Origin of the sequence: Candidatus Dedyshia acidiphila, from assembly GCF_051025295.1 — a bacterium.
In the GTDB taxonomy this organism is placed as follows: Bacteria; Acidobacteriota; Terriglobia; order Terriglobales; family Acidobacteriaceae; genus KBS-83.
Window position 1 is genome coordinate 75,656 of the sequence record NZ_JBMGJV010000011.1, and the last position, 15,796, is coordinate 91,451.

Here is a 15,796-nt window from a genome sequence, read left to right on the forward strand (position 1 = left end):
TCAGGCGGCCGGCTTGCGGGTGCGGCGGTTGACGACGGCCCACGCCGTGACGAAGGTGAAGGCGCAGAAGCCGAACGTGACGGCGAGGTTGAATGGCAGGGTGTGGCTGGTGTGCGCTGCCGGGTCGAGTGCGTTGCGCAGTGCGTCGACTCCGTAGGTCAGCGGATTGAGCAGCATCAGCTTGCCCAGCCAGCCGGAGGCCTTGTCCGCCGGGAAGAGTGCGCCCGAGAGCAGCCAGAGCGGCAGCAGGATGAGGTTGACGATGGCGTGGAAGGCCTGTGTCGAGTCCATGGGCCACGCGATAGTGAAGCCGAGCGCCGTGATCTCAAACGAGACCAGCGCGACCACGGCGGCAGCGAGCAGGAGGCCACTGAGGCCGGGATGCACGCCCGCGAGCGGCGAGAAGCAGAGGAAGATCAGCCCCTGGATGGCGGCGAGCGTGGCTCCGCCGAGCACCTTGCCGAGCACGATGGCGGAGCGGGAGACCGGCGACGCGAGCACGGAGAGGAGGAAGCCTTCGTTGCGATCCTGGATGAGCGACATCATCGAGAAGATCGCGGTGAAGAGCACGATCATGACGATGGAGCCCGGGAAGAAGTAGCCGAAGGCGTGGCCGCTCGCGCCCTCTGCACCGGATGAGAACGAGTGCGCGAAGCCTGCACCGAACGCCACCCAGAAGAGCAGCGGCGAGGCGATGACGCCGACCACGCGCGCTTTCTGGCGGTAGAAGCGGACGATCTCACGCTGCCACAGCGAGAAGGACGGGATCAGGATACCGGGGCGCGCCGTGCGAATGGCGGGCCGGGGCGGGCGCGGAGCGGATGCGGGCTGCGGTGCGCGTTCGGCAGCAGCGGGGGCGTAGGTCGCCATTAGTCGATGCCCTCCTTCTGGCGGGCGCTGGCGTCCGTGCCTTCGCTCCAGTAGCGATGGCCGGTGCGCTGGATGAAGACGTCTTCGAGGCGTGGGCGTGACACGGAGACACCGCGCACCTCACCGGGGAAGGCGTCGAGCACGGCGGTGAGAAAGCGATGGCCGTGCTCGCGCTCGAGCCGGACGTCGAGCCGAGCACGGTCGGCGCGACGGAGAAGCGGGCGGCCATGCGCTCGCCCAAGGAGCGGGCGGCGGTCTCGTTGTCCGTCTCGAAGAGCACGACATCGCCACCGATGGTGGATTTGAGCTCCTCGGGCGAGCCGAGTGCGACCAGCTTGCCTTCCGACAGGATGGCGAGGCGGTCACAGTACTCGGCCTCTTCCATCAGGTGCGTGGTGACGAGCACGGTGACGCCCTCGTCGTCGCGCAGGGTGCGCAGGTACTGCCAGAGGTCGAGGCGCGCGCCGGGATCGAGGCCGGTGGAGGGCTCGTCGAGCAGGAGCACGGAGGGCGAATGGATGAGGCCCTTGGCGAGCTCGACGCGACGCTGCATGCCGCCAGAGAGTGTCTCGACGTATTCCTTCGCGCGATCGGTCAGCGCGACTCGTGCGAGGACGTCGGCGATGCGGGCGCGCAGGGCCTTGCCGCTGAGTCCGTAGAGGTGGCCGGCGTGGCGCAGGTTCTCTTCAACGGTGAGCTTGATGTCGAGCGAGCGCGCCTGGAAGACGATGCCGGTCTGCTGGCGCACGGCGCCGGGCTGCGTGGCGACGTCAAAGCCGCCGATGGTGGCCGTGCCGCCGCTCGGCACCATGAGGGTCGAGAGGATGCGGAAGAGCGTCGTCTTACCGGAGCCGTTGGGGCCGAGCAGGCCGAAGATCTGCGCGGGGGCGACGGAGAACGAGAGGTGATCGAGGGCGAGACGGGTGCCGTAGTCGTGGGTGAGGCCGGTGAGGACGATGGGGTCGGACAAATCCTGAACAAGCGGGGCGGATGAGCCGGCGGTGGCGGCGGGGTCGAGCAGGGAGCTGGCGGGCATGGGCGGCTTACCTCCTTCCCGGGGTGGCATCGAGCATGAGGATGATGAGCAACAGTGGCAGATACAAGACGCTGACGCGGAGCAAAGCGTGAGCAAAGGGGCGCGATGCAGTGAAGCTGGGCGCCTTGAGGATGCGGGCGAAGCGGATGGTGGCGCCGAGATAGACGAGGCCGAGCACCACCGCTGAGATCGCGTAGACGGGGCCCGCAATGTGCAGCATCCAGGGCAGGAGCGAGACGGGAACCATGAGCACGGCGTAGACCAGGGCCTCGGCGACGGTCGACCAGCCATCCGGCTCGACGACGGGGAGCATGCGGATGCCGGCGCGGCCGTAGTCCTCGCGGTAGAGCCACGCGATCGCCATGAAGTGCGGGAACTGCCAGACGAAGAGGATCGCGAAGAGTGCGACGGCGGGCCATTCGATGTGGCCGCGCGCCGCGGTCCAGCCGAGCAACGGGCCCATGGCCCCGGGGAAGGCGCCGACGAAGGTCGCGAGGGTGGAGCGGTACTTGAGCGGCGTGTAGATCGCGACGTAGGTGAAGACGGTGAGCAGGCCGAGCAGCACCGTGACCGGGTTGGTAAAGCGCAGCAGCACGAGCGAACCGGCGGCGATCGCCGTGAAGGCGACCAGCAGGCCGTGAGGCAGGCTGATGCGTCCGGAGGCGAGCGGGCGGCTGCGGGTGCGCATCATGCGAGCGTCGGCGCGACGCTCGATGATCTCGTTGCAGGCGCTGGCGCCGGCCGAGATGAGCGCGATGCCGGTGAGTGTCCAGAGCAGGCCGAGATGCAGTGTGGGGATGGCCGAGCGCACGGAGCCGAGGTGGAAGCCTGCCCACGCCGTGATGACGACCATGGCGGTGACGCGGGCCTTGCCGAGCTCCATGTAATCCGTGAGCAGTTGGCGCAGACGGGCGATCAGGCTGGGGGCTGCGCTCTCAAGAGTGGGGCGACCGGGAGCTCCGGCTGTGGCGTCGACCGGCGCGGAGGCCGCATTCTGAACAGCCGCGTTGTGAGCAGCGCTTATCGGCACAGGGTGCTCGCGGCTGAGGGGTCGGGGACGAGCGGCATGGGCAGGGTCCGCGCGGAGATCTGGAGGAGCGCGTTCATGCCTTCGCGTCTACGCACTCCTCAATGATAGCAACCGGAGCGGGGGTGGGCGGGGTGACGAGCAGAGGGCGTTTTGATCGGCTGGGGACGAGTGGCGGCAGGGTACGCGTACGACTTCGATTTCGACAACGACCCGACCGGCTTCCCTACCAGTATTCATCCGACGCGCTGAGTGTGTGAGGGGCCGCGGGCACGGCTCAGTGAGAAGGCTTGTCTGCCAGAAACGCGGCGATGTGCTCGTTCAGAAACTTCTCGTCGGCGGGGCTGGCGCCGGCGCCGGCGGGGTGGCCCCAGAGCGAGGGAATAGGCAGCAATGTGCAATGCGGGATGAACTGCGATTCGTACTGCGCGTCGGCGACTGGGAAGTAGAGGTCGGTCGCTGAGGGCATGTAGAGGACCGGCGCATGGATGGATGCGAGCGCCTTCGCGACATCGCCGTGGAAGCCGGGTGTGGTGCCGACGTCGTGCTGCTCCCAGGTACGTAACTGGAGGATGAGGTCGTTCGCGTCGCCGCCGTCGATGAAGTGGGTGCGGTATTGCTCGATGACCTGCTGGACCGAGGTGGCCTTGGGGTTCTCTTCGCGCCATAGCTCCTTGCGCCACCACTCCTGTCCGTAGAGCCACGCGGTCCACACGATGGAGAAGGCCTGGATGCCCTTGGTGGGCTCGGCCTTGTAGTCGCCGTTTTCAAAGGCGGCGTCGGTGGTGATGGCGGTGATCTCGCTCTCGTTGCGGACGATGCCGTGGCCGTAGGTCTTCGCGGTGCCGGAGGTGGCGACGATGTGGCTCATGTAGTCGGGGTAGGAGACGGCCCACTGGAAGGCCTGCTGCGCGCCCATGGAGAAGCCGATGACGGCTTCGAGGTGGCGGACGTGGAGCTCATCGACGAGCAGTTGATGCACGGCGTTGACGTTGTCTCGAATGGTCGTGACGGGGAAGCGCGGGCCGTGGAGCGGCTCGGGCGTGTTCGAGGGCGAGGAGGAGCGGCCGTTGCCGAACAGCTCCGAGGTGACGAGGAAGTGCCTGGCGGGGTCGAGCGCCTTGCCCGGGCCGATCAGCCATTCGTAACCGTGAAGGTTCGCCATGTAGTGCGAGGGCAGAAGGATGGCATTGTCGCCCGCTGCATTGAGCTGGCCATAGGTGCCGTAGACGATCTTCGCCTCGGGCAGCACGGTGCCGTTCTCGAGTTTGAGGTTGTGGATGACGTAGCTGTGCTCGGTGACGGGCGGGGCGGCGGCAGGCGCTTCCGCATGGGCGGCAGTGAGCGTCAGGGTGAAACACAGAGCGACGGCGGCGGCGAGCTTCATCAGGACTTGTGATCTCCAAAAGCGGAAGCGACGGGAACCGCACATTGACAGGCTGGTTCAGCTCCGCGTCGTCGCGTTCTGCATTAGTCTCATTACGATCCCCGATCATACGGTTTCTATCGAAGGAGCACTCCGTCTCTATGGTTCTGTCGCGATTTCAGTTTGGCGCGGTCACGTCGGCCGCGTTGCTTTCGCTGGTGTGTGCTACGGCTGCGGGAGCGCAGTCGCATGAGGCGCCTTCCGCGGCCGACAAGACCGCCGCTGCTGCTGTGCATGCCGCGGCGGAGACGGCTCCTGACAAAAGAGGCACGGTGCTGCCGCCGGACTCGACGACCGAGAGCTCGGTGACCCTGGCCAATGGCAAGTCGATGGCGTACACCGCGGTGGCGGGGCTGCTGACGGTGGGCGCGACGGATCCGCAGGATGCGATGCTGGGGCTCGACGGGCGCTACCTGCAGGACGCGCCGGTGGACCTGCCGACGAAGCCTGAAGACCGGCAGCCGACGGCGCACATGTTCTACACCGCGTACTTTGCAAAGGGCGCGACCACGGGCAAGCGGCCGATCATGTTTTTCTACAACGGCGGTCCGGGCTCGGCGACGATGTACCTGCGCATGACCAGCCTGGGTCCGGTGCGCGTGGACATTCCCGATCTCGAGCATCCGCTGGGTGGTCCGTACAAGGTGTCGAGCAATCCGAACTCGCTGCTCGATGCGGCGGACCTGGTGTTCATCGATGCGCCAGGTACGGGTTACAGCCGGATCGAGGGCAAGGACGCGGTGAAGGGCTTCTACGGCGTCGACCAGGATGGGGGCGCGTTCGACCGCTTCATCCGGCGCTTTCTGACGAAGTATGACCGCTGGGCGTCACCGAAGTATCTGTTCGGCGAGAGCTATGGCACGACGCGCGATGCAGTGCTGGGCGCCAAGCTGCAGCAGCATGGTGTGGACCTGAACGGCATTGTGCTGCTGAGCCAGATCCTGAGCTTCGACAACTCGGCGGACGGCGCGGGCACGAATGTGGGCACGGACAACGGCTTCTTTCTGGCGCTGCCGAGTTATGCGGCGACGGCGTGGTTCCACCACAAGGTGCCGGGCGAGCCGACGCAGGCGAACCAGGAGCAGTTCGAAGCGCGGCAGCGTGAGGTCGAGCAGTATGCCCTCGGGCCGTATGCGAGCGCGCTGCTGCAGGGCGCCGATCTGGACGCGGGCAAGAAGCAGGAGGTCGCGGCGAAGCTTGAGAGCTACACCGGGGTCTCCGCGGCGACGTGGGTGAAGGCGGACCTGCGCATCAACGGCGGGCAGTTCTCAAAGCTGCTGCAGGACCAGGAGAACATCACGACCGGTCGGCTGGATTCGCGCTACCAGGGGCCGGCAATGGATCCGCTCTCCGCAACGGCGGAGTACGACCCGTTCACGGAGTCGGTCGAGTCGGCCATTCTGGCGGCGATGAACACCTACGCGCACGGCACGCTGAAGTACGGCACGGAGATGACGTACAAGCCGCGCTTTGACGATCCGGGCGCGAACTGGGATCTGAAGCACCGCGTGGGTGGGAACCCGGATGGCTGGTCGGGCACCTTCACGAACGTGTCGATGGACCTGGCGAACACGCTGAAGCTGAATCCGAAGATGCACGTGCTGCTGATGGGCGGCTACTACGACCTGGGCACGCTGTACTTCGCGGCGACATACGAGATGAAGCATCTGCCGATTCCGGCGTCGCTTGAGAAGAACATCGAGTACCAGTTCTACCCGACGGGGCACATGGTGTACGTGAAGCCGGAGGTGGTGCGCGAGCTGCATGACCGGACGGCCCAGTTCATCGGGGCGAGCGAGAACGGGCAATAGTGCTGAAGGGCGGCAGGCGCCGCCCTTCACTTTTGTCGAAGTGCAGGGAACAGGGCAGGCGACTTGCGATGGCGGGTCGCCTGTTCGTAACTGTATGCGTAACGAATCAATTGTTGCTCCGTGAACGGCGCCGTGCCGAGGAAGGTGAGCCCTGCGGGCAGTGTGCCGTGGGTGAAGCCCATGGGCACGGTAATGGCGGGGAAGCCGGTCTGCGGCGAGAGCACCTGTGAGTTGTCACCGGCCGGGCTGGTGATGTCGCCCACCTTGCGCGGTGCGTTGCTCCACGTGGGGTAGACGATCGCGTCGAGATGGTTCTGCTCGATGACTGCTGTCAGCGCGTTGCGGAACGCGATCTTCGGCGCATCGTGATAGACATCCGGACATGGCGAGCGGCGATCGAGCGTGCCGTCCGGGTTCGGCTTCGGCGGTGCGGCCGCGCCCTGGATCTCGTCGCTGATGTAGGGCAGGTAGAGGCCTGAGGCGACGATCGCTTTGAGGGAGTGGTACGGCGCGTTCGGATGCTCGTCGAGGTAGTGGTTCAGATCGGCCTCGAAGTCGCCGCACCACAGGTCCTTCTCGAGCGCCTGCTCATTCGGAATCGTGACGGGATCGACGATGGTCGCGCCCTGCGCCTCCAGGTCGTGGAGCGCCTGCTCGGTGAGTTTGCGAATCTCCGGGTCGGTGGTGGGCGTGTCGATGTACGAGCGATAGACGCCGATGCGTGCGCCTTGCAGGCCATGCAAATCGAGCGAGCGCGTGTAGTCGATGCGATCGTGATCGCGGGCGAGCGCGGTGAGCGGGTCGCGCGGATCGGGGCCGGCGAGCACGGTGAGCAGGGCGGCGGCATCAGCGACGGAGCGTGCCATGGGGCCGCCCACATCATTGTTGAGAAAGAGCGGGATGATGCCGGCGCGGCTGGTGAGCCCGAGCGTTGGCCGGATGCCGACGAGCGCGTTGTGCGACGACGGGCCGCGGATGGAGTTGCCGGTATCGGTGCCGAGTCCGGACTCGGCGAGGCTCGCGGCCACGGCAGCGGCGGTGCCGCCGCTGGAGCCGGCGGGCACGCGTGTCAGGTCGTAGGCGTTGCGCGTGATGCCGGCGATGGAGCTGGCGGTGAGGTAGGGCGAGAAGGCCCACTCCGCCATGTTGGTCTTGCCGATTACGATCGCGCCTGCCGCGCGCAGCCGGGCGACCATGGTCGCGTCCGCAGCGGGGACGAAGTTTTTCATCGCGAGCGAGCCGCCGGTGGTCTGGATGCCGGCCGTGTCGTAGTTGTCCTTGATGAGCATGGCGATGCCGTCGAGCGGACGCAGCCGATGCGTCTGGCGGAAGCGGCGATCGCAGCTGTCGGCGTCCGCGAGCGCGTGCGGATTCAGCGTGACGATCGTGTTGAGGCGCAGGCGATCGGGGCCGAGCGGCTGCTGATCGTACGCGGCGATGCGCGCGAGGTACTGCTCGACGATGGCGCGGCAGGTGCTGTGGCCGGAGCGGATGGCCTTTTGCGTGTCAGTGATCGAGGAGTCAGTGACGTCGAAGCTGGGCTGGGCGTGCGCTGCGCAGAGAATGAGCAGGGTGGCGAGGAGCGTGCGGTGAGGGCGATGCATGCGTGTGCCGCATGATCGCACGAATGACGCGCTCTGCCCCGGTCAGTGTTCGGGGCAGAGCGTCAGTCGCCCGCGGCTGTCTCGGCGAGTTGTCGCGCTGCCGCGCCGCCCGTCTCGTCGCGCTGCACGGCGTATTCGTTGAGCAGCACGGCAACCAGCACGGCGGTGGGTACGGAGACCATCGCGCCGAGGATCCCGGCGAGGTCCGAGCCGATGATCAGGGAGACGATGATGGCGAGCCCGGCGAGGTCGACCGAGGACTGCATGATCTTGGGCGTGAGGTAGGAGTTCTCCACCTGGGCGTAGATCGCATACGCGATGCAGACGTAGAGCACGTGCGGCCAGGAGTCCATGGCGGCGGCGATGATGACCAGGCACATGGAGATCATGGCGCCGACCACGGGAATGATGTTGAAGACGCCCATCAGCACGCCGAGCGCGTACGCATAGCGGATGTGGAGCGAGACAAAGACGATGGTCGAGTAGACGCCCAGGATGAGCATGAGCGAGGCCTGACCGAGCAGCCATTTGCCCATGCGTACTTCGGCGCGAAGCATGGTCTGATTGAGCCGCTCGCGATGGCGCGACGGGAAGAAGGAGAGCGCCCAGTTGTAGGCGTTCTCGCCCTCGAGCATGAAGTAGATGGTGAGCACCAGACCGGTGATGACCTTGAACACCTTGTCGGCCCACGAGCTGGCCGATGTGACGATATAGCCGACGAAGTTCGAGGCGAAGTCCTGGATGCGTGCGTTGAGCGCTGACACGTCGAGGCGCGAGGCGAAGGGCAAGCGCTTGAGCCTGCCGAGCAGCTGGGGTCCGCGGGTGGGCAGCTCCTTGACGAACTCACGCGTGTCGTCGATGACCGGGGGCAGTGCGAAGAGGATGAACAGCGTGATTGCGCCGCCGACGGAGACCAGCAGCAGAGCGATGGCCGTGCCGCGCCCGGGGCTCCACCTGCCGATGCGCAGACGCTGCACGCCGCGAATGACGGGCATGAGCACGACAGCGAAGAGCGCGCAGACATAGAGCAAGAGCAGAACGTGACGCAGGTACCAGGCCAGCGCGAGCGCGATGCCGAGCGCGAAGGTGAAGAGGATGTCGCCGCGCAGCGTGCGGTGACGGCGGACTTCCTTCGGGGTAAGGGCGGCCGCTGGAGGATCAGTCTTTGGCTGGGCGGTCGTCTCCGGCTCAGGGCTCTTCTGATCGCGCAGGACGATCTCCGGGACAGGGCGCTCCGGGACAGCGCGCTCAGGTCCGATGCTGGGCTCCGGTGCGGGGCCGGGCTGGCGTTGCTCGTCTCGTCGTTGGGGCATCGTGCGCTCCTGGCGATGGGCAGCGATTCTACTGTGCCGGGATCTCGCGGTTTGCGTTCTGTGCGGGGAACGGCGCGAACAGCGCGTCCAGAATGTGCGTGACCACCTGCTGCGGAGCGAGTTCGGCGGTGTCCACGATGAGATGCGCCTGGCGATAGAAGGGCAGGCGATGGGCGAAGCGCTGCTCGACAGCAGCACTTCCGCCCTCGGTGGAAGCCAGCAAGGGGCGAACAGGGACGGTGCCGGCTGCGGGTTCGGCGTGGCAGCGGGCGAGCAGCTCCGGCAAGGGAGCCGCGAGATAAATCGTCACTGTATCAGTTGCGAAGTGCCGTGGGGCGCTGGTGGGGTCAGGCGAGGGGAGGAGCAGCGCGCGGACCCCCGGGGTCTCGATGGCGCCGCCGCCCAGAGCGAGGACGACCGGGTCCTGTGCGAGAGCGGACTGGATTGCAGCCAGTTCAAGGGCGCGGAAATGCGGCTCGCCGCGGCGGGCGAAGATGTCGGCAATGGAGAGCTGCTGTTCGGCCGCGATGCGCTGATCAATGTCGAGGAACGGCCAGCCGAGGCGGCTCGCCAGCAGGCGGCCCACGGTGGTCTTGCCAGCCCCCATGAACCCGGTGAGGACGATCCGGCGAGGCCCGTTGGGGCCGCGCTGGGTCATTTCGGACGAGAGCTCGGCGTGGCGCTGTTGCCGTTCTGGTCCGTGGAGAGCGTCGTCTGGATGTTGGTCCAGACGGCCGGGCTGGGGTCATGGATCGGCAGCAGCAGCTTGGCCTGCTGCGCAATGTACTCGAGATCACGAACCAGGGCACTGCACTGCTCGCAGGTCTTCAGATGGTCCTGCTCCTGCAGCGAGGCTCCGGATTCGAACAGCTCGGGGAGCTGTTCCTGGAACTCGGCGCAGGAGAGAGTGGTTTGGTTGGTTTTCATGGTTTTGGTGTCGTCGGCCCAGCTCATGGCAGCGCCTCTCGCCGTGTGTTGTTCTGCTGCCCCGTGCGCAGCAGGTCACGCAGCTTCATGCGTGCCTTGTGAAGTTGCGATTTGCTATTACCGATGGAGCATTCCAACATATCGGCAATTTCGTTGTGCTCATAGCCTTCGACGTCGTGAAGGACGAAGACCAGGCGGTAGCCGGGCGGCAGGTCGCCGACGGCGCGCTCGAGCGTGACCCGGTCGATGGAACCGGACAGCATGAGGTCGCGGGCGCCAATGTCCTTGCGCGGGCCGTCTTCCTGTGACGGCTCCAGGGTCTCTTCAAGCGAGACCTGGGGTAGGCCCTTCTTGCGCAGGTGCATCAGCACGACGTTGACGGCAAGCCGGTGCAGCCAGGTAGAGAAGGCCGAGTCGCCGCGGAAGGTGCCGATCTTGCGATAGAGCTGGAGGAAGGCTTCCTGGGTGAGGTCTTCGGCTTCGGCGACATTACCGAGCATGCGCAGGCAGAGCGAATAAACGCGCCGTTTGTGCAGAGAATAGAGCCGCTCAAAAGCAAGCCCATCGCCCGCCTGGGCAGCCGCAATCGCCTCGGCTTCGCCAGCAATCGGAGGATTGCGGCGAAGGTGCTGATTGCCCTTCTGCCGCTCCGGACCATTGGTTTCGGAAGATTTGGCGGGTGGGGAAAACACGCCGTTCGTCACTGATTTATTCATGAGTGTCTTGGTGCTCGCCAACGCAGTCTTCATGGTGAGATGCGGAATCCTTTTCAGAAACGCTGGTCGGGGGCAGTGCTCGTTCTGACGCGGAAGTGGCCTGGAGGGTTGCCCGGGTTGGCTGGTCAGGAGCCGGCAGAGACTACGCCAACCGCTCCTTGGGAAGCCGGCCTTTCGCCGACGGCTTCCCGCCGACCGCTCCACCTTAGCTGCCGATGAATCTGGCGTAGAGGGTACGGGCGAGGGTGATGTCCGTCGTGCCCTGGATGAGGGCGCGGCCATCGGCAAAGAGCGTGAGTGTGTGGGGACCGCGGCGGAACTGGAGCAGCAGGCCGTTGTGGCGGACCTCGCCGTGGGGGCGGAGGCGGGCGGCGGTGGCGGCGAGGTCGACGGGCCGATGATGCTCGTGAATCTGGACCGAGTTGCGGCCGCAGAGGGTAATGTGCGGGCGGCCCTCGCCACGGAGGTGCACGAAGTTGCGCAGGTCGCAGACGTCGCAGCCGGGGCGCGGGCGCGAAGCCTGGACCTCGGAGCGCTCGTTCTGCCAGAGGTCCCAGGCGAGCAGGGTGCGGCGCATCTCGGCAGTGCGGCCGGTCAGGTACTTGAGTGCCTCAGTGACCTCGAGCGAGGCGGCGAAGTTCACTGCCGTGTTCAGGATGCCGGCGGTGTCGCACGTCTCGACCACGCCGGTGGGCGGCTTGGGGAAGACGCAGGCGAGGCACGCGGTGGCGCCGGGCAGGATGTTCATCGTCGCGGCATAGGCGCCCACGGCGGCTGCGTAGATCCAGGGGCGCTGCTGCTCGACCGCGTAGTCGTTGATCAGGTAGCGGGTTTCGAAGTTGTCGGTCGCGTCGAGGATCAGGTCTGCGCCGGCGAGCAGGGCGTGTATGTTGTCCGGGACCAGGTCGGCGACGTGCGCACGCACCGTGACCTCGCGGTTGAAGCGCGCGATCTGGCGGCAGGCCGCCTCTGCCTTGGGTGTCGCCGCGGCGGCGTCTGCCTCGTCGAAGAGGACCTGGCGCTGCAGGTTGCTGCCTTCGACGAAGTCGCGATCGATCAGAATCAGGATGCCGACACCGGCGCGCGCAAGCAGCGCGGCTGCCGCGGCTCCGGTGGCGCCGCAGCCGACGATCGCGACGGTCGCGGCGGCGAGACGGGCCTGACCGTCTGTGCCGATGGGCGCGAACAGCACCTGGCGGGAGTAGCGGTCGGTGAAGTCCAGAGCGGGAGCGGTGGAATCGTGGGCAGGGGCGGCGGGAGCCGGGGTCTCCGGCGCAGCGGAATCGTCAAGTTCCTGAGCAGAGGGTAAGGGCTCTGCGGGCTCCGCGGCAGCTACGGTCGTCACTGGGCTGCTGTGCTGCATCCGCTCTAGTATAGAAAGACCCGAAGGCACAGCGCCGCAGAACGTTCGCGCGGCTCGGGCGGCAGAGTTCCGGGACGCCAGTGCGGTCGAAGCCGAATGCGTCGTGAGTTCTTGGCTTGCCGCATCTCACGGATCGTATGCTGCCGTGTTCCGCACGATCCGACCACTCTCCCGGGACTGCGCCTATGGGCGTTCGGGCCTGTCTCAGTGGTGGCGGTCAGGCACAACGACCGAAGTGGCGGGCGAAGAGCGCTGGCGTCCACCCCGGGCCTGAAGTCGCAGGAACAAATCTCAATGGCGCACCGCAGGGCGAGGTCCTTTGATTGCAGTGCTTGACGGTCGCGGCCGGAAGACGCCGAAGACCGAGGAACCAGGTGGCAGGACCACGGAACGCCCCCGCACGGGGGCGCGCTCTGTGCTGAGAGCCGCGTCTCTTGTGCTGGCCGGGGCGGCGCTGTGTCCGCTCGCCGCACGTGCGCAGCAGCCGGTGCCGCTGAATCCGTCGTCGCCACAGCCGCAGTCGAAGACTCCGACACCGGGGCAGACGACGCCGGGCGCTGCGGGCGGGCAGTCGCAACAGGCGCCGCCTGCGATCGCGCCCCCCAAGACCAACACAGAGCCGGCGGTCGTCTCTCCGGAGGGCGAGGGAGAGCAGCACGCTACGCAGACCTCTGAGGAGTCGACGGGAGCGCCGCTGCCGGGGCTGGAGCGATTCGAAGGACGGAAGGTCACGTCGATTCAATTTGCGGGTGTGACCGGGGCAATGCTGACGCCGCTGCCGGGGCAACTGTCGCTGCAGCCCGGCGATGTGCTCGACGACCGCAAGGTGCGGGAGAGCCTGCGCCGGCTGTACGAATCGGGGCTATACGACTCAATCGAAGTGCAGGGAACGCCGACGGCGGATGGCGTAAAGGTGGTGTTCTCCGGCGATCCACGGCTGTTCATCGGACGCACACAGATCTTCGGAGTGAAGAACGACCAGTTGCAGGCGCAACTAGTGGCCGCGGAGCGCCTGCAGCCGGGCTCGCGCTATAACCAGCGCAAGCTCGATGCCTCGCAGGCGTCGATGGAGAACTCGCTGCAGGAGAACGGACTGTACCAGGCGACGGTGGAGCGGCGGGAGCAGCTCGATCCGGTGCACTCGCAAGTGAACGTGGTCTACAACATCAAGCCGGGGCGCGTGGCGCACATTGGCGCGGTGGAGATCAAGGGCACGCCGGGCATGTCTCCGGAGCAGTTTCGCAAGGTCGGCAAGCTGAAAGAGGGCAGAAAGGTGGATCGCCAGACGGTGAGCCGCGCCCTGACCCGGCTGCGCAAGTACTACGACAAAAAGCAGCACTGGGCGGGCGCGATCACGCTCGAGACGGCGCACTACGACGCTGCGAAGAACGAGGTCAACTACGTCTTCCAGGCGAACCAGGGGCCGGTGGTGAAGGTGCAGGTGGAAGGCGCACGCATCGGCAACAGCACCATCCAGCGGCTGGTGCCGATCTATGAAGAGGGCACGGTCGATCTGGACCTGGTGAACGAGGGCGCGCACAACCTGCGCAGCGACCTGCAGGGCAAGGGCTACTTCGACGCCACGGTGACGCACGAGCCGGTGCATAACTCGAAGAGTGAAGTCACGGTTCTGTACAAAGTGGACCGCGGGGCGGAGCATCGCGTCGATTCCGTGCGGATCGTGGGAGGGAAGTACTTCGATCACGACACGCTCGAAGAGCATGTGAGCGTGCGGCCGGCGAACTTCGTCGAGCGGCACGGCACCTACAGCCAGGGCATGGTCGAGTCCGACGCGAGCAACCTGACGGCGCTTTACGAGGGCAGCGGCTTCAGTCACGTCAAAGTGACACCAGAGGTGCGCGACATCGACAGCAAGGACAAGAAGGGTCGTACGACGGCGCACATTGATGTGACCTACCGAATCGAGGAAGGCCAGCAGCAGAAGATCGGGCAGTACAAGCTGAACGGGATGGTGAAGATCTCACCCGATGCGCTGCGCGGGCAGTTGAATACCGAGGTGGGGCAGCCCTATTCGTCGCTGAACGTGATCGGGGACCGCGACCTGATCCAGAGCTATTACCTGAGCCATGGCTATCCCAACGCGACGGTGAACGTGCTGCAGCACACGGATCCACAAAGTCCGGGGCTGGTCGACATCGACATGAACGTGTCCGAGGGCACCCAAGTCTTCATCAAGGATGTGCTGGTCTCCGGGCTGCACTACACCAAGCCGAGCACGGTAGACCCGCGGGTGACGGTGCGGCCGGACCAGCCGATCGACCAGACGGCGCTGCTCGATTCGCAGCGGCGGCTTTATAACCTTGCGCTGTTCAACGAGGTCGACACGGCAATTCAGAACCAGACGGGCTTGCAATCGCACAAGGATGTGCTGCTGCTCTCGACCGAGGCGAAGCGCTGGGATGTGACGTATGGATTCGGCTTCCAGGCGCAGACCGGAACCCCCTACCGCAACAGCCCGTCGGCGGCCTACCTGATCCAGCAGGGGCTGAACCCGAGCACGTACAACGCGAGCGCGAATGGGCACTTCGGCTTGAGCCCGAACCTGATCTTCGACGTGTCGCGCATCAACCTGTTCGGCACGGCGCAGTCGGCGACGCTGCGGACGAACTACGGCACGCTCGAGCAGCAGGCAGTGGTGCTCTACCAAATTCCGCAGCTGTTCCACAATCCGACCTTCGCCGGATCGCTCTCGGGCGGCTACACGAGCAGTCAGAACGTGACGACGTTCCAGGCGTCGTCGCTGTTTGCCACCGCGCGTGTGACAGAGAAGATCAGCAAGCCAACCACGCTGATCTACTCCTTCTCCTACCGCGAGGTGAAGGTGAATCCGAACAGCATCCAGGTGAGCCTGGCGTTGATTCCACTGCTGTCCCAGCCGGCGCGCGTGGGCGGCCCGGGGTTCAGCTTTATTCGAGACACGCGCGACGATCCTCTCGATGCACACCGCGGCATGTTCACCAGCCTGCAGACGTTTCTATCGGCCACGCGCTTCGCGTCGCAGGCGAACTTCAGCCGCGTGGATCTGACGAACTCGTCGTATCTCGACTTCGGCAAGCGGCACTGGGTGTTCGCGCGCGAGACGCGTTACGGACAGGAGCGCAGCTTTGGCAAGGGGGATCAACTGCTGATCCCGTTGCCCGAGAAGCTCTACGCAGGTGGGGCGACATCGCATCGCGGGTTCGCGATCAATGCCGCAGGACCGCGCGACCCTGAGACGGGCTACCCGATCGGCGGAGCGGCGGTGGCGGTGAACTCGCTGGAGTTGCGGACGCCGTATCCCAACCTGCCGCTGGTGGGCAACAATCTCGGCTTTGTGCTGTTCCATGACATGGGCAACGTCTTTGCGACATCGGGCGACGTGTTTCCGAGCTTCGCGCACTTCCACCAGCCGAATGAGGCGAGTTGCAAAACAGTGCCCAAGGTATCGACGAATCCGGATGGCACGCTCCATGTCATGGAGTCGCCCTGCAGCTTCAACTACTGGTCGCACGCGATCGGCGCCGGTGCGCGCTACCATACGCCGATTGGTCCCATACGTGTCGATCTGAGTTACAACCTTAACCCGCCTTACTACCCCGAGGTCTACAACTACCAGAGCTCGACCTCAAATGTGCCGCAGCCACAGACCGGGCAGGCGGGTCACTTCAACTTCTTCTTCTCGATCGGGCAGACGTTCTGATGC

12 protein-coding genes are annotated in these 15,796 nt (G+C 65.8%); 2 read left to right on the top strand and 10 right to left on the bottom strand.

Annotation, left to right across the window (positions count from 1 at the left end):
• The 4 genes from AC5IJH_RS06855 to AC5IJH_RS06870 form a co-directional block, all read right to left on the bottom strand.
• Entirely contained in the window at nucleotides 1-795 is a 795-nt protein-coding gene (locus AC5IJH_RS06855) for an ABC transporter permease (protein ID WP_491902085.1), read from the bottom strand.
• A complete protein-coding gene (locus AC5IJH_RS06860) occupies nucleotides 740-1,906 on the bottom strand; it encodes an ABC transporter ATP-binding protein (protein WP_491902065.1) in 1,167 nt (388 codons plus the stop codon). The genes AC5IJH_RS06855 and AC5IJH_RS06860 overlap by 56 nt, the downstream gene beginning before the upstream one ends.
• Before the next feature lie 7 nt (nucleotides 1,907-1,913).
• Nucleotides 1,914-2,936 carry a heme o synthase gene (gene cyoE / locus AC5IJH_RS06865; RefSeq protein WP_491902066.1) on the bottom strand — a complete coding sequence of 341 codons (1,023 nt, stop codon included), beginning with the start codon at nucleotides 2,934-2,936 and terminating at the stop codon, nucleotides 1,914-1,916.
• Between the two features lie 274 nt (nucleotides 2,937-3,210).
• Nucleotides 3,211-4,320, bottom strand: coding sequence for an alpha/beta fold hydrolase (locus AC5IJH_RS06870; protein WP_491902067.1), 1,110 nt, complete (start codon nucleotides 4,318-4,320; stop codon nucleotides 3,211-3,213).
• Between the two features lie 140 nt (nucleotides 4,321-4,460).
• On the opposite strand from AC5IJH_RS06870, the gene AC5IJH_RS06875 reads away from it, so the two are divergent.
• On the top strand, nucleotides 4,461-6,170 hold the full coding sequence (locus AC5IJH_RS06875; RefSeq protein ID WP_491902068.1) for a S10 family peptidase: 1,710 nt from the start codon (nucleotides 4,461-4,463) through the stop codon (nucleotides 6,168-6,170).
• Between the two features lie 26 nt (nucleotides 6,171-6,196).
• Here the strand turns inward: AC5IJH_RS06875 and AC5IJH_RS06880 are convergent, their stop codons facing one another.
• The 6 genes from AC5IJH_RS06880 to AC5IJH_RS06905 all read right to left on the bottom strand — a co-directional run bounded on the left by AC5IJH_RS06880 (nucleotide 6,197) and on the right by AC5IJH_RS06905 (nucleotide 12,093).
• Nucleotides 6,197-7,774, bottom strand: coding sequence for an amidase (locus AC5IJH_RS06880; protein ID WP_491902069.1), 1,578 nt, complete (start codon nucleotides 7,772-7,774; stop codon nucleotides 6,197-6,199).
• A gap of 62 nt (nucleotides 7,775-7,836) precedes the next feature.
• Complete coding sequence (locus AC5IJH_RS06885; protein WP_491902070.1) at nucleotides 7,837-9,087, bottom strand: AI-2E family transporter; 1,251 nt, start codon at nucleotides 9,085-9,087, stop codon at nucleotides 7,837-7,839.
• 28 nt (nucleotides 9,088-9,115) lie between these two features.
• On the bottom strand, nucleotides 9,116-9,745 hold the full coding sequence (locus AC5IJH_RS06890; RefSeq protein WP_491902071.1) for a shikimate kinase: 630 nt from the start codon (nucleotides 9,743-9,745) through the stop codon (nucleotides 9,116-9,118).
• Nucleotides 9,742-10,014, bottom strand: coding sequence for an anti-sigma factor (locus AC5IJH_RS06895; protein WP_491902072.1), 273 nt, complete (start codon nucleotides 10,012-10,014; stop codon nucleotides 9,742-9,744). Before AC5IJH_RS06895 ends, AC5IJH_RS06890 begins: the two co-directional genes overlap by 4 nt.
• Nucleotides 10,015-10,037: 23 nt before the next feature.
• Nucleotides 10,038-10,763: an RNA polymerase sigma factor gene (locus tag AC5IJH_RS06900; protein ID WP_491902073.1), complete on the bottom strand. Its 726-nt coding sequence runs from the start codon at nucleotides 10,761-10,763 to the stop codon at nucleotides 10,038-10,040.
• Between the two features lie 172 nt (nucleotides 10,764-10,935).
• Nucleotides 10,936-12,093, bottom strand: coding sequence for a ThiF family adenylyltransferase (locus AC5IJH_RS06905; RefSeq protein ID WP_491902074.1), 1,158 nt, complete (start codon nucleotides 12,091-12,093; stop codon nucleotides 10,936-10,938).
• Between the two features lie 415 nt (nucleotides 12,094-12,508).
• On the opposite strand from AC5IJH_RS06905, the gene AC5IJH_RS06910 reads away from it, so the two are divergent.
• Entirely contained in the window at nucleotides 12,509-15,793 is a 3,285-nt protein-coding gene (locus AC5IJH_RS06910) for a BamA/OMP85 family outer membrane protein (RefSeq protein ID WP_491902075.1), read from the top strand.
• Nucleotides 15,794-15,796 lie beyond the last annotated feature (3 nt).

Coding starts and splice junctions, on each gene's coding strand:
- AC5IJH_RS06860 (WP_491902065.1), bottom strand. CDS start 1,906: ATGCCCGCCAGCTCCCTGCTCGACCCCGCCGCCACCGCCGGCTCATCC.
- AC5IJH_RS06870 (WP_491902067.1), bottom strand. CDS start 4,320: ATGAAGCTCGCCGCCGCCGTCGCTCTGTGTTTCACCCTGACGCTCACT.
- AC5IJH_RS06875 (WP_491902068.1), top strand. CDS start 4,461: ATGGTTCTGTCGCGATTTCAGTTTGGCGCGGTCACGTCGGCCGCGTTG.
- AC5IJH_RS06880 (WP_491902069.1), bottom strand. CDS start 7,774: ATGCATCGCCCTCACCGCACGCTCCTCGCCACCCTGCTCATTCTCTGC.
- AC5IJH_RS06885 (WP_491902070.1), bottom strand. CDS start 9,087: ATGCCCCAACGACGAGACGAGCAACGCCAGCCCGGCCCCGCACCGGAG.
- AC5IJH_RS06890 (WP_491902071.1), bottom strand. CDS start 9,745: ATGACCCAGCGCGGCCCCAACGGGCCTCGCCGGATCGTCCTCACCGGG.
- AC5IJH_RS06895 (WP_491902072.1), bottom strand. CDS start 10,014: ATGAAAACCAACCAAACCACTCTCTCCTGCGCCGAGTTCCAGGAACAG.
- AC5IJH_RS06900 (WP_491902073.1), bottom strand. CDS start 10,763: ATGAAGACTGCGTTGGCGAGCACCAAGACACTCATGAATAAATCAGTG.
- AC5IJH_RS06905 (WP_491902074.1), bottom strand. CDS start 12,093: ATGCAGCACAGCAGCCCAGTGACGACCGTAGCTGCCGCGGAGCCCGCA.